At 65.8% G+C, this 13,270-nt stretch carries 11 protein-coding genes and 1 pseudogene; 4 read left to right on the top strand and 8 right to left on the bottom strand.

The features are described from left to right. Nucleotides 1-49 precede the first annotated feature (49 nt). From ACQ5DX_RS12475 to ACQ5DX_RS12465, 3 genes are all read left to right on the top strand, one after another. On the top strand, nt 50-676 hold the full coding sequence (locus ACQ5DX_RS12475) for a TetR/AcrR family transcriptional regulator (RefSeq protein WP_430332924.1): 627 nt from the start codon (nt 50-52) through the stop codon (nt 674-676). Then, nucleotides 663-1,424, top strand: coding sequence for an HD domain-containing protein (locus ACQ5DX_RS12470; RefSeq protein ID WP_430332923.1), 762 nt, complete (start codon nt 663-665; stop codon nt 1,422-1,424). Before ACQ5DX_RS12475 ends, ACQ5DX_RS12470 begins: the two co-directional genes overlap by 14 nt. 242 nt (nt 1,425-1,666) lie before the next feature. Beyond that, a complete protein-coding gene (locus tag ACQ5DX_RS12465) occupies nt 1,667-3,250 on the top strand; it encodes a lipase family protein (RefSeq protein WP_430332922.1) in 1,584 nt (527 codons plus the stop codon). Nucleotides 3,251-3,297: 47 nt separating this feature from the next. On the opposite strand, the pseudogene ACQ5DX_RS12460 reads toward ACQ5DX_RS12465, so the two are convergent. The 7 genes and pseudogenes from ACQ5DX_RS12460 to ACQ5DX_RS12430 all read right to left on the bottom strand — a co-directional run. Beyond that, a pseudogene (locus tag ACQ5DX_RS12460) lies at nt 3,298-3,998 on the bottom strand (IS110 family transposase); the annotation flags it as partial. A 752-nt stretch (nt 3,999-4,750) separates the two neighbouring features. Beyond that, nucleotides 4,751-6,373 carry a long-chain fatty acid--CoA ligase gene (locus ACQ5DX_RS12455; protein ID WP_430332921.1) on the bottom strand — a complete coding sequence of 541 codons (1,623 nt, stop codon included), beginning with the start codon at nt 6,371-6,373 and terminating at the stop codon, nt 4,751-4,753. After that, entirely contained in the window at nt 6,366-7,823 is a 1,458-nt protein-coding gene (locus ACQ5DX_RS12450) for an amidase (protein WP_430332920.1), read from the bottom strand. Before ACQ5DX_RS12450 ends, ACQ5DX_RS12455 begins: the two co-directional genes overlap by 8 nt. A 4-nt stretch (nt 7,824-7,827) precedes the next feature. After that, complete coding sequence (locus ACQ5DX_RS12445; RefSeq protein ID WP_430332919.1) at nt 7,828-9,201, bottom strand: MFS transporter; 1,374 nt, start codon at nt 9,199-9,201, stop codon at nt 7,828-7,830. A 584-nt stretch (nt 9,202-9,785) separates the two neighbouring features. Beyond that, entirely contained in the window at nt 9,786-10,289 is a 504-nt protein-coding gene (locus ACQ5DX_RS12440; protein ID WP_430332918.1) for a cupin domain-containing protein, read from the bottom strand. 76 nt (nt 10,290-10,365) lie between these two features. Further along, nucleotides 10,366-10,692, bottom strand: coding sequence for a thioredoxin (trxA, locus tag ACQ5DX_RS12435; RefSeq protein ID WP_430332917.1), 327 nt, complete (start codon nt 10,690-10,692; stop codon nt 10,366-10,368). Between the two features lie 71 nt (nt 10,693-10,763). Continuing rightward, entirely contained in the window at nt 10,764-11,813 is a 1,050-nt protein-coding gene (locus tag ACQ5DX_RS12430; protein WP_430332916.1) for an NAD(P)/FAD-dependent oxidoreductase, read from the bottom strand. Nucleotides 11,814-11,890: 77 nt separating this feature from the next. Between ACQ5DX_RS12430 and ACQ5DX_RS12425 the strand changes: the two genes are divergently transcribed. After that, entirely contained in the window at nt 11,891-12,472 is a 582-nt protein-coding gene (locus ACQ5DX_RS12425) for a helix-turn-helix domain-containing protein (protein ID WP_430332915.1), read from the top strand. A gap of 52 nt (nt 12,473-12,524) precedes the next feature. Here ACQ5DX_RS12425 and ACQ5DX_RS12420 read toward each other — a convergent pair whose 3' ends face one another. Continuing rightward, nucleotides 12,525-13,052 (bottom strand): AAA family ATPase, encoded by a 528-nt coding sequence (locus ACQ5DX_RS12420; protein WP_430332914.1) that lies wholly within the window; start codon nt 13,050-13,052, stop codon nt 12,525-12,527. Nucleotides 13,053-13,270: the final 218 nt, after the last annotated feature.

Below are 13,270 nucleotides of genomic sequence, written 5' to 3'. Positions count from 1 at the left end.
CTCTTTTCGGAACTCGATATCGAAAACGGAATGAGACTACGATAACTCCATGATGCTGGATCCGCCCAAGGACAGAAGAAGACGCCGCACAATGGCCGCGGTGCTCGCCGCGGCGCAGGAGCTGTTCGGCCACGTGGGGTACCGCGCCGCGACCATCGAAGCGATTGCCGAGGCCGCCGACGTCGCGGTCAGCTCGATCTACGCCAACTTCCCTGGCGGAAAGGCCGACATCTATGTCGCGCTTGCGTGGCAGCTCACGGGTGAACACGTCAAGGAGATGGTTGCCGTCGTCGACGGGGACGGAACACAAACCGGACGCGCAATCGCCGCGTTCGACGCCTACATCGACTTCCACCGCACCCACCCGCTCGCGCTGCGGCTGTTGTCGCTGCACGATGTGGACTCCACCGACACCGATCTGGTCCGGGACGCACGCAGACGGATAGACAACGAGCTGGCGGGAGTGTCCCGACAGCTGATCGACCTCGTCGCCTCCGTCGTCTCGCCGCCGGCCACTGCACGGCCCCTGGTCCTGCACGCGTGGGCGGCGATCAACGGCGCCTACGCGCTGCGGCGGCGCGGGCAGGTGAACGACACGGACCTCGACGCGATCCTCGAGCTGACCCGATCCCACGTCCGCGACGCTCTGGAAGGGGAACCTTGTGCGCACAGGTGAACTGAGCCGATCCGCGCAGTTTCGGCTGATTCTCGAAGCCACCTTCGAACAGGCTCGAGCGCTGCCGGGTACGGCCCGACGAATCCCGTCGACCTCACCCGGGTGGGAGGCACCGGTTCCGCCCGACAGCCGCCTGTGCCGGGAGGCGCTCGACGAGGCCCGCTCGACACTGTCGGAGGCTGTGCTCACGCATAGCCTCCGGTGCCGCGAATGGGCCTGGGCGCTGGCCGAACTCGACGGCCTGCGCCCCGACCCCGAAGAGCTGACCGTCGCATGCATGCTCCACGACGTCGGGCTCGGTGCGCCCGACGACGCACAGTGCGGGTGCTTCACCGAACTCGGTGGACGCCGGGCGGCCCTGTTCACCGTGCATCATGGCGGCACTGAACAGGCGGCGGCGTCGGTCCGAACGGCGATCGTCCGGCACATGGATGTGGTGTCGCCGCACACGAGCGGAGACGTCGCGGTGCTGCTGCACGCCGCGGCGCACCTCGACGTCACCGGCCGACGGGTTCACGACCTACCGCCCACCGTCGTTGCATCGGTACTCGCTCGGCATCCGGTCGACGGGTTCGCCCGCGAGTTCGCTGCCGCGATGCGCCGCGAGGCGCGGATCCGGCCTCGGTCGCGGGCCGCTACTTTGTGGAAGGCAGGCATGGCGCTGCCGATCCGGCTGAATCCGCTCGCTCGACAGCGCCGATCGGTGGGACGCAGCGGAACCGGCACCGGACATGTTCTTCCGCAATAACACATCGTCTGAAACCGGAGAACGGATGTGTGCGGCGAAGAACCGGATGGCGTCCACGCCGAAAACTGACCGCGTGGATGGAAGGGAATCTCAATAGGGTTTGTCAACTGCGCGGCCGCCAGGCCGCTCCTCTTTCGGAGCAACAGGCGATGCAGGACCGCGGGACTTGAAGTGCGAGAGCACCGATCAGCGCGGTAGCCGCAAGCCGCATCCCCTCCGAAATCTCCCACTAGCCTCCCCCGATGATGGAGGACACCCACCTGCAGCACCCTCTGTCCGCGGGAAGTCCCCGCGGTATCCGGCGGGATCGCGCGACTCAGGAAAACGTCGAGGTGATGGTGGGATGGACGCTTCGGCAGGCAATCGGAGCGTCGAAGCGTAACCCTGCCGCCATTTCAGGTGCGCCTAGGCTCGATGGCGATCATCGTGCGAAACGCCCCGCAGCTGGTCCTCGGGTGGCTACGCTGCGGCCCATGCGCAGATCGAGGATCTTGGCGGCAATGGGGGCGTTTTCAACTTTGGTGGCAGTGTGGGCTGGTGCCGTCGCGCCCCCTGCGCTCGCGGGTGGTGCCCCGGTATCGCCGAGTGCCGACGACTTCTATCGTGCGCCGGACGGATTCGAGTCGACAGCGCCCGGCACCATCCTGCGTGAGCGGCCGATACAGCTGGCGTCCTACTCCGCCTTGCCGTTCAACGCGCAGGCATGGCAACTTCTCTATCGAACAACGGATCTCGCGGGCAACCCTATGGCGACGGTGACCACCGTGATCCTGCCTGCCGGCGCACCGCCCACCGGTGGGCGCCCGTTGCTCTCGTATCAGATGGCCACGGACAGCCTCGATCCCGCGTGCGCGCCCTCGGTCGCCATGCAGCCCGGATCCGGACTCGAGAGCTTTACCAGCCAGGGGGAGATGACCTTCGTCGGACAGGCTCTCCAACGGGGCTGGGCGGTCTCGGTGCCCGATCACCAAGGGCCCGCAGCGCGTATGGGCGCTCCACGAGAGCCCGGTTATGCGGCGCTCGACGGCATCCGGGCCGCGGAGCAGTTCGCTCCGCTGGGACTTCCCGGTACACAGACGCCAGTCGGATTGTGGGGCTACTCGGGCGGCGGGCTCGCGTCCGCATGGGCTGCGCAGGTGCAGCCCTCGTACGCGCCGGAGCTGAATGTACGAGGATTCGCTTTGGGCTCGCCGGCCCCGGATCCTGTGCCGGTCATCGACCATCTCGGCGGAACGTTCTGGGCTGGACTGCAGACACTGGTTCTCGCGTCGGCACAGCGGGTCTTCCCCGACGCGGTACGCGAGATCGATGCACGCCTCACTCCGGCGGGCCGCGCAGCGTTGGCCGCGCAGTCTGATCAGTGTCTGGCGTCCACGATGGTCACCAACCTCTTTCGCGACAACACCGGCTACTGGACGGTCCCGTTGACGGAACTGTTGCAGCTGCCGGCGGTTGCCGCCGCGATCGAGCAGACGAAACTCGGCGGCACTGCACCCACGGCTCCCGTCTATCTGTACAGCGGCGTAAACGACGAGATCGTTCCGATCGCCACCGTCGATCACCTGGCCGACACTTACTGCGCGGGCGGTACTCCACTCACCTACCGCCGAGACGAGATCAGCCTGCACGCCACGCTCATCATGACCGGCGCCGCAGACGCGCTGAACTGGCTGGGCGACAGGATCGATGGCGAGCCGAGCGCGCCGGGTTGCGATACACAAACCCTGACCTCGACCCTGCAGGCGCCGGGTGCCGCAGAGAGCTACGTGTCGACCACCCTGGGGATGGGTGACATCTTGATGGGCCGACCGATCGGGCCGCGGTAGATCGTCGGGTCACCTGCCTCTTCCGGTTCGGTCTCTTCCGATTTGATGGCGCCGCAGTCCTGTCCCTGCACACGCACATGCTGAGCATTCGCCGCTTCGAGTGCGGTGGCCGCGACTTTGGCGGCGTTGTAGGTCTTGCGTTTCCACAGCCAGGACTCAAGCCTGGCTTGCCCGATCCGCCTCAACCCGTCGGGTGTCCGGTAACCGGTCAGCAGGATCAGGGCCGTTTTGGTGTTGCTGACATCCAATGCTCGTTCCAGCGCAGGAAAGTAGGTGCTCAGCACGAACGCAGGCGGTTGATCGAGCGGGTTCGGTCCCGCATCAGGTCAGTGCGGTGCGAGGTCAGAATCCGCAGCTCGACACTGATTTCGTCGTCAGTGCGCATCGGATGCAAGTCACGGCGCATACGAGCCTGATCGGCGATGATCGCAGCGTCCTTGGCGTCGGTCTTACCGTCACCCCGGTATCCGGCCGACTCGTGATAGACGATTCGCCCGGGAAGATAGAGCAGGGTTTGGTCTCGTTCGACCAGCAGTGCGATCGCCAAAGCGGCTCCGCCGCTGTTGAGATCGATCGCCCACGTCACCGCACCACCACCCGCAAGACCGGTCACGGCATCGATCAGCCCGATCAGCTCGGCTTCGTCATTGGCGACCCGCCGGGAAAGCAGACGTGTGCCGTCGGCGTCGATCACGACGCAGTGGTGATGGCTCTTACCTGCATCGATTCCCGCCCAGAGTTGTCTCACCTGCACTCCTCACAGTTGCCGTTCCAGATCCATGTGCCTGGCGGACGACCTCTCCGTCGTGTCCTTAAACAGCGATCGCGTCGCATCTCTCAATGAGCGGTCGAGTCGTCGAGGACGCTGCGGCGGCCATTCCCTTCCGGCCATACGCGCGGCGAAAAAGAATAAAGCCATACCGCGGCGTCCCCAGGCAGCCCGAACCTACGACAGCGAACCCGAGATGCCCGGCAACGACGTTAAGGAAAAGAAGCGTCGAGAGAACGCCCCCGCGGGGGAGATATGGGAACTTCTACGTCGAGGGTCGGGACTACCTCGTCGGGCGCACGTCATCGAGCGGGGACGCCAGCGTCGAGTGTCGTACGCTGCGGTCCGGGCTTCGTTTGCGCCGCCGGAGCCGCCAGTTGATGCTGGAGGGACAGACGATTCGGGTCCCGACGTTACGGCAGACCGCCCCTCCACCCCCATCCGTCCACGGCGCCTCTGCTCGACGTCGCCGCGGCTGGACAGGTGGGGCGTCCAGCGCCAGGACGCGACACTAACTGGGCGTGCGGTTTTCGCGGAACCCCGTATTGATCACCGCCACCGCGGTCCGGTCGAGGTCCGCCGCGTGCAATGCCTCAGCCGGGACTTGGTCTGCGAGCATCGACGGGGCGGTTGTAGGTGGACTCGACCATCGCCCCATCACGGTGTGTGGGGCATCGTGCCCGCTCGTGGTGGCCCGGGCATTGCCCGGGCCACCGTGTGATCGTGAGTTGTCAGATCCGGGTGATGTCGAGGTTCCCGTCGTGGAAGTCGGCGCGTAGCCGCTTCTTGTCGAACTTGCCGACGCTGGTCTTGGGGACCTCCCCGATCACCGCCCAGTTCTCCGGCAGCTGCCACTTGGCGACCTTGTCGGCCAAGAAGTCCCGCACCTGATCGAGGGTGGTGTCGCTGCCCTCCCGCAGCACCACCGCGACCAGCGGACGCTCGTCCCACTTCTCGTCCGGGATACCGATCACCGCGGCCTCCGCGACCGCCGGATGCCCCATCACCGCATTCTCGAGATCCACCGACGAGATCCACTCGCCACCCGACTTGATGATGTCCTTCGTCCGATCCGACAGACTCAGGTAACCGTCCGGGGTGATCGATCCGACGTCACCGGTGCGCAGCCAACCGTCACGGAACTTGTCCGGCGCCTCGACCCCGTAATACGACGACGTGATCCACGGCCCACGCACCTCGAGCTCACCGATACTGACGCCGTCGTGCGGCACCCGGTTACCGTCGTCGTCGATCAACCGCGCCTCCACCGACGCCGGGAACCGGCCCTGCATGTACCGGTAACGCCACCGGTCCTCTCCGGTGGAATCGGCCGGCGGACGCCCCACCGACCCGACCGGGGACGTCTCGGTCATGCCCCACGCGTGCAGGACGGAGACCTGGTGCTCGTTCTCGAACGCGTGCATCAGGGCCGGCGGGACCGCCGCGCCACCGATGAGGACCTCGCGCATCGACGAGATGTCCTGCGGATGCTGCTCGAGATGCAGGTGCAGACCCTGCCAGATCGTCGGCACCGCCGCCGCGAACGTCGGACGCTCGGACGCGATCAACTCCGCCAACGGCGCCGGCTGCAGGAACCGGTCCGGCATGATCAACGACGCACCGATCATGAACGCCGCATACGGCAGACCCCACGACATCGCATGGAACTGCGGCACCACCGCCAACGCCCGATCACCCTGCGCCAGGTTCGGGCCATCGCTCATGCACACCTGCATCGAGTGCAGGTAGATCGAACGATGCGAGTAGACAACACCTTTCGGATCACCCGTGGTGCCCGACGTGTAACACATCGCCGCCGCGGAGCGCTCGTCGAGTTCGGGCCAGTCGAACTCGGTCGGCAGATCCGCGATCAGACCCTCGTAGGTGTGCACCTGCACGCCCTCGGGGGCCTCGAGCCCCGCCGTCGAGTCGCCGGTGACGATCACATGCTCGACGGTCTTCATCTGCGCCAACTGCGGGGCCAGCAGCGGGATCAGCGTGGCATCGACGATGATCACCCGATCCTCGGCGTGGTTGGCCACGTGGATCAGCTGCTCGGGGAACAGGCGGATGTTCAGGGTGTGCAGCACCGCGCCCATCGACGGCACCGCCAGATACGCCTCGAGGTGTTCGGCGTTGTTCCACATGAACGTCGCGACCCGGTCGTCACCGGTGACACCGAGACCACGCAGCGCGTGTGCCAACTGCGCACACCGGCGACCGACCTCCGCATACGTACGACGCCGCGGACCGGACCCGGTCCAGGTGACCACCTCGGCGTCCGCATGGACGGTACTCCCGTGCCGAAGCAACTGCGCGATCGACAGGGGCAAGTCATTCATCGTGCTACGCATTGATATTCCTGATCGGGTCGAGGGACGGGACGGGCTGTGGCTTGGCGTCGATTCGGGCCCAGGGGGCTGCCTCCTCGATTTCGAAGGCCAGTTCGAGAAGGGTGCGTTCGTCGCCGATGTTCGCGGACAGGTGCGATGCCAGTGGCAGACCTGATCGCGTTCGGTGGAGCGGAAGGGTGATGGCCGGCGTGCCCGAGATGTTGTTCAGCGGCGCGAAACAATCGAAGGCGGTCAGCCGCTCCATCCACGAATCGAACGGCTGATCCGGCGACAGATGGCCGAGAACTGGCGTCGAGTGCGCGACAACGGGGGAGAGTAGTACATCGAAGTGATCGAATGTCGATCTGAATCGCTTCTGCACCTGCTGAAGTCGATGAAGAACGATCGGTGTGCGGACGACGGTGCGCCGAAACTCGTCGCAGATGCCGCGGGTTGTGGCCTCGAGCTGGGCCTTGTCGAGGGCGGACCCGACGATCTGTTTTGCGGTGCTCCGGATGGACGTCATGAGAAGCCCCAGATAGAGCAGGTAGTCCCTCATGAAGTCGGTTCGAACGGGGACAGTTGCCTCGGTGACGTGGTGTCCGAGCGATTCCAGGAGATCCGCGGTGGCCCGGACCGAGCGCTGTGTCTCCGCGTCGACCGGGCTCGAGGTCGGGGAGGCGGCCAGCACTCCGACTCTCAGCCGCGTGCGACTGGAACCGGCCACATCGCACACGGGGCGGAGTCGAGGGTTTCGGTAGTCGCGCTCTGCCTCGAACATCATGCGTGCCGTGTCGCGGACCGACCGGGTGAGGACGCCCTGAACTGCGATTCTGAGCGGCATGGCCTTCTCGGAGATGTCCTCCACCAGCCGTCCACGGGACGCTTTGAGCCCAACGAGACCACAGGCAGCAGCGGGGATTCGGATGGATCCGCCTGCATCGGTGGCGTGGGCGATGGGTACCACACCGGAGGCGACCAGAGCTGCGGCGCCGCCCGACGACCCGCCCGCGGAATGATCGGTATGCCACGGGTTTCGGACCGGATCGCCCTGTGAGTACTCGCATGTGACGTTGAACGCGAACTCCGGCAGCCGGGTCTTTCCGATGGGAATCATTCCGGTGCGCAGCATCTGGCCGACGAACTGTCCGCTCGCCGAATCAGGAGCGGCCCGAAACGACGTGCTGCCGAACTGTGTCGGGAGCCCAGCCATTGCGGTGTTGTCTTTGATCGCTGTGGGGACTCCGCCGAATGCGCCGGTTCGGACGTTGTCGCCGGCAGACAGAGCTCGATCGAAGTCCTCGCAGGCTAGGCCGCGCAGTGTCGCGTCTGCCTCGCGTGCCCGTGCGACGGAGGCCTCGACAACCTCGCGCGCTGTTACCTCGCCTGAGGCGATGCGTGCTGCGACGCCCGACGCATCCAGATCGCCGAGTGCGTCGTCCTTGAAGGTGTGGACGCGCTTGTTTTCCATGCTCTCAAACCTCCGTGTGAGTCGTGTGAACAGGGTTGTGCCGGTGCAGTGTTCGAGTCGCGGCTCCCGCCGCGATCGCGGCCGCGGCGAAGGCGGTCGCGGCAGCACCGAAGGCCCACGCATATCCGTCGACGAGATCGGTGCGGGCGGCCGCAATGGCCATGAAGAGGGCTAGCCCGACAGTCGGCCCGAGCTCCATGCTGGTGTTCATCACACCGCCGGCCAGTCCGGCTCGGTGCGGAGGTATGTTCCTGGTGGCGAGTACCGCTGCGCCGGAGAAGGCGAACGCCGAGCCGAAGGGGAGCAGCACCAGACCAGGGAGAATGCCGAGCGCGAACGTCGTGTCGGGCCCGATCCCGGCCAGAAGCGTCAGCCCGGCTGCGCCGAGTGCGAGACCGACGATCGTCACCATGAGTGCTCCGAGCCTCGGGACCAGTTGCGCGGCCACTTGGCCCGCGACGATCAGTGCCACAGCGTAGGGAACGAATGCCCCTGTCGTCGCGAGTGGTGACCAACCGCGGACCTGTTGCAGACAGAGCGACAACAGCAGGGTCACCACCGCTGTTCCTGCTGCGGCGAGGAGAACGCCGACCAGGCCGACGAGTCGGCTCCGGTCGCGTACGAATCCGGGTGGTAGCAAGGGGCTGTCGACCCGACGCTCTACTGCGAAGAAGGCGACGAGTGCACCTGCTCCGATCGTGAGGCAAGACAGCACGATCGGAGACGACCAACCGTACTCGCCGGTGACGATCAATCCGAAGCTCCCGACGGATATACCGGTTGTCGCCAGGATGGCTCCGACGGGGTCGAGTCCGATACGGGTACGGGAGTTTTCGACTGGGAGGGTCGGCATCCGGTGGGCTGCGGCCAAGGCGATCGCGGATACCAGCACGGGTACTGCGAACATCCATCGCCAGGACATCCAGTTGGTGAGTGCGCCGGAAACCAGAGTGCCCATCGTCGAACCCAGCACGGACACTCCGCCCCAGGTGGCCATCGCCCTACCGAATCGTGCCGGGTCGGGGTAGACCGCCCGCAACGCGGCGAGGGCGGCCGGTGCGATCATCGCCGCCCCGATGCCCTGAACGAATCGGACGGTGATCAGCATCGCGAATCCCGAGGCGAATCCGGCTACGCCGGATGCGAGAGCGAAGATGCTCAGTCCGATGACGAGCAGTCGGCGTCCGCCGAAACGATCGGTGAGACGTCCACCGAAGAGCAGGAGTCCACTGAACGGGAGGCCGTACGACGCTTGAATCAACACCAATTGTGAAGATGTCAGCGCGAATTCGCGCCCGATGGCCGGGAGTGGAACCGACACGAGCGAGATGGTGAAGATGAGCGTGGCTTGCACCGTCCCCAGAATGGCGAATGCCATGCCGGGGCGGAGTGTTCGAGTAGGTGTCGTGGGTGGATCGGATGAACCGCTGTCGGCGACCTCTGGGCGGTCGTCGGGGACAGTCGACATGGTGAGTACTCCATGGCTTGAAGGACCTGAGCCGCGGGGAAGAGCGGCAAGGGCAGATGCGCGGTCGATCGTTCGGCACGGCCAATCCACGACGCCGGTCGACCGAAAGGGGTTGTGCTGTAGTGATACGGAGCTCGGTCTGACGGACGGTGCGGATTCCAGCGTGCCCTCGTAGGGCGCTGCAGGACGACTGACGCGGGTTTCCCGGGTTGTCGCCGGGGCAGGTCGCATGCGTCAGCGGGACCGGTCGGGCTTGTGCATGCGCAGAGCGTGCACCGGGACTCGGCATCAGGCAAGGATCTTTGCTGTTTCGGGGATAGCCTCGTGACCGAGGGAGTCAGCTGCTTCGAACGAAGCTGGTCGACGAATCGACCCGTCCCGCAAAGAGTCCGAGCCCTGGGGGTTCCGCAGTGCGGTACCCCCAGGGCTCGGATGTGTCGCGTCGGCTCGGCCGGTGCCGTGCGCGCCCCGACGACGCGCACGGCACCCGCACGCTAAACGGGCGGCAGGTCGTAGGGCATGACTTCGATCCCGTACTGTCCGGCGATGACCGGACACTCGGTGCCGCCTCGAGGGGCTTCCTGCGTCGGATCTGTGAGGATGGTGCCGTCCTCCAGGAACATGCCTTCGAGGCCGGAAGGCGCCACGAGGATGAGCATCCGCGCATTGCGGTCGGTTTCGTTGCGGAAGCCACGAATCACGCCGATCGAGGCGTTGATGAACGTCCCCGGCCCGGCCGGGATGCGTCCGCTCTCGGTGTAGAAGGCGACCTCGCCGTCCAGGACGAAGAACGCCTCCTCCTCGCGGCTGTGCACGTGGAACGGCGAGCCCTCCCAAGGCCGCAGGGTAGCTTCGAAAAGGGAGTACTTGTCGTTGGTTTCGGCGCCGGTAGCAAGAAAGCGGTAGACCATCCCGCCCGAAGCAACGCGCAGGCCCTCGCCCGGCGCGCACACCGTGGGAAGTTGCACGTCGGTGGCCGTCGTCTCGTGGTTGTTCATCTGCGATGTTCCTCCTGTTGCGGATGGGATGGGCCGATCGACATCGGTGACAATCGGTGTTCGGGAGTACCGGTAACTACCGCGCCAGGGGCGTCAGCAGGTCGGCGAGCAGGGCGCCCTTCGGTTTCGCACCGGTTACTCGGGTGACCTCCTGGCCGGCGACGATCAGCACCGTCGTCGGAACGGCCATGACCTGGTAGGCGTTGACGACGGCCGGGTTCTCGTCGATGTTGACCTTCACCACGGTGAACGCGTCGGTGTGCTCGTCGGCGATCTCCTCGAGAACGGGGGCGAGCATTCGGCACGGGCCGCACCAGGTAGCCCAGAAGTTGACGACCACGGGTGTGGCACTGTCGAGGACCTGGTTCCGGAAGGTTGCGTCGGTGACGGCAATGGTTGGCATGGTCTCATTCCTGTTCGTCGGCGTACGGAACGTGTTCGTGGTGTCGTGCGTGATCCTGCGAGAGCTGGTGCTCAGGACAGAGGCGAGCGGGGGTCGGAACGCTTCGCGTCGAGGACGATCGCGCTGACCACTCGTTCCATCGCGGGGGAGAACACGTCGTCTGCCGAGGCCTGGTCTCGGTGGGCGAGGGCTGTCTCGACGTCCCAGTCGAGGAGATAGCCGTTCACTGCGATAGCGGCGGCGGATCCGGCACCCGCGGCGGTGATGACCTGTGCCCGCGGGTCAGCCACGTTTCCGGCGGCCCAGATGCCCGGCACACTGGTTCGGCCGGTGCCGTCGACGGCGACGAATCCGTTGGGTCCGACATCGCATCCGATCCCGGTCAGCAGGGAGTCGTTGGGTACGAATCCGGGTCCTACGAAGAGCGCCGCCCGCGGGGCGAGTTGTCCGTCGGCGAGCTCGACCGCGCGCAGGCGATCATCGTCGACGACGATGCCGCGCACGGGATCCTCGACGATCTCGACGCCGCGGGCAAGGATGCGAGCTCGTTCTCCGTCAGTCAAGACGATGCCATTGGGGAAGAAGACCACATCGCGCGACCACTGCGGCAGCAGCAGAGCCTGGTGAATGGACAGTTCTCGAACGTCCCCGCCCAGGATACCGATCGGTTCGTCGCGAACCTCGTAGCCGTGGCAGAAGGGGCAGTGCAGGACGTCGACACCCCATCGCTCCCACAGTCCGGGGACGTCCGGTAGTTCGTCCCGGAGGCCGGTGCTGACCAAGACCGCCCGGGCTTCGAACTGCCGGCCATCGGTCAACTGCAGCGTCAAGCCCGGATCGGTTCCGTGGCTTGTGATTTCGGTGACCTGGCCGTCGATGAGGTCGACACCGTAGTCGAGCGCTTCCTTCCGGCCGGTGGCGACCAGGTCGGCGGGCGGCATTCCGTCGCGCGACAGGAACCCGTGCATGTGTGCGGCGGGTCCGTTGCGAGGGTCGCGGCTGTCGATCATCGCGACGTTGCGGCGGGCGCGTCCGAGCACTTGCGCGGCGGTCAGGCCGGCGGCGCCACCGCCGATGATGACGACATCGAGAAGATAGTCGGTGGTGTTGTCTCGTTTCATGACTCGAGACTGTCAGCGCCTGTGCGAAGCCGGCAAAGATACTTGCTGTTTCCGGGAACCGAGTCGATGATGAGGCCGTGTCGGATACACCGCAAATCTCGGCGGCCTTGGAGCGAGTCGGGCCGCGTATCAAAGACCTTCGCACCCGACGGGGGGTGACGCTCGCCGAACTGTCGGCTGATACGGGGATTTCGACGAGTACGCTCTCACGATTGGAGATGGGCCAACGCCGCCCCAGCCTCGAGCTGCTGCTCCCGATCGCGCTGGCCTTCCAGGTCCCACTCGACGAACTCATCGCCGCACCGCAGATCGCAGACCCTCGGATCGTTCGAGCACCGCGCACGGTGAGTGGGCGGACAATCTTGCCGCTCACCCGTCAACGTGGTGGATTGCAGGCGTTCAAGGTCACCGTTCCGGCGAGTCAGAACGAACCCGACGTGGTGGTCCACGACGGCTACGAATGGTTGTACGTGCTCTCTGGACGACTCCGGCTCGTGCTCGGAGATCACGACGTCGTGCTCGGTCCTGGAGAAGCGGCGGAGTTCGACACCCGGGTGCCGCACTGGTTCGGCAGCACCGGCCGGGGACCGGTCGAGATCCTCAGCCTCTTCGGACCTCAGGGGCAGCGCATGCACATGCGGGCGAAGCCGGCTAGGTGAGAAGGCGGCCGGCTCGAGAGCCGTGACGGGGGATCAGTGCTGTCGGTACGGCTCACCATTCAGCGGCGGACATGACCGACCGTGCGACATCGGTGGGGCCGGCGCTGGTGGTGTCGAGAACGACGTCGTCGATTTCTGCGGCGTCGAGGATCGATGCCAGTTCGGTGGCGCGGGCGAGATGCCAGTCCAGACCGGCCGGGTCGTCGCGGTGGCGCCTGCGCAGTCGTTCGGCGACGATTGCGGGCTGCGCGGTCAATCGGCACATCAGGAGGTCGGGGGAGTGTGTCGCCTCGCGATACTTCTCGACGGCGTCGGCGGTCTCGGCGACTCCGACGAGGATCAGGTGCTCGATTCCGGCTCGACGGTAGTTGTCGACCACGGATGTGAGGTTCGCGAGCTCGAGTGCGAAGTTGAACGGGTCGTTCTCGGGTGCGGGCCAGCAGGTTCGGAGATAGTCGAGGTCGATGAGTGCGTGTGGTTGTCCGGCAAGGGCTTTCAGTTCGCTGACGATGTCGGCGACGGTGGATTTGCCGACACCTACGGTTCCGTTCAGGAATACAGTGTCGATGAACGCTGCCATGGATTCGCAGATTCCCTTCGAAAGGGTCAGGCCGATGCAGATCCAATGATCTCCCATCGGTCTCGGATACCGGACCGGGGCCCGGCTATCTGTTCCGGCGGCACTGGCCGTGCCGGTCGACCCACCGATTTCGTGACCTCGAGTTCCGCCGACGAAAGTGAAGAGTGTTGCGCCCCGCCTGTACGGGGTGATCGGTGCCTGCGTCTCCCGGTCGATCG

This window comes from Rhodococcus sp. ACT016 (assembly GCF_050477185.1).
GTDB lineage: Bacteria > Actinomycetota > Actinomycetes > Mycobacteriales > Mycobacteriaceae > Prescottella.
This window is presented reverse-complemented; position numbering and strand designations above follow the sequence as displayed.

Excerpts from the sequence above, each read along its gene's own strand:
- ACQ5DX_RS12475 (WP_430332924.1), top strand. The coding sequence starts at position 50 with ATGATGCTGGATCCGCCCAAGGACAGAAGAAGACGCCGCACAATGGCC.
- ACQ5DX_RS12430 (WP_430332916.1), bottom strand. The coding sequence starts at position 11,813 with ATGAAACGAGACAACACCACCGACTATCTTCTCGATGTCGTCATCATC.
- ACQ5DX_RS12455 (WP_430332921.1), bottom strand. The coding sequence starts at position 6,373 with ATGCGTAGCACGATGAATGACTTGCCCCTGTCGATCGCGCAGTTGCTT.
- ACQ5DX_RS12420 (WP_430332914.1), bottom strand. The coding sequence starts at position 13,052 with ATGGCAGCGTTCATCGACACTGTATTCCTGAACGGAACCGTAGGTGTC.
- ACQ5DX_RS12440 (WP_430332918.1), bottom strand. The coding sequence starts at position 10,289 with ATGAACAACCACGAGACGACGGCCACCGACGTGCAACTTCCCACGGTG.
- ACQ5DX_RS12465 (WP_430332922.1), top strand. The coding sequence starts at position 1,667 with ATGATGGAGGACACCCACCTGCAGCACCCTCTGTCCGCGGGAAGTCCC.
- ACQ5DX_RS12445 (WP_430332919.1), bottom strand. The coding sequence starts at position 9,201 with ATGGCATTCGCCATTCTGGGGACGGTGCAAGCCACGCTCATCTTCACC.
- ACQ5DX_RS12450 (WP_430332920.1), bottom strand. The coding sequence starts at position 7,823 with ATGGAAAACAAGCGCGTCCACACCTTCAAGGACGACGCACTCGGCGAT.
- trxA (WP_430332917.1), bottom strand. The coding sequence starts at position 10,692 with ATGCCAACCATTGCCGTCACCGACGCAACCTTCCGGAACCAGGTCCTC.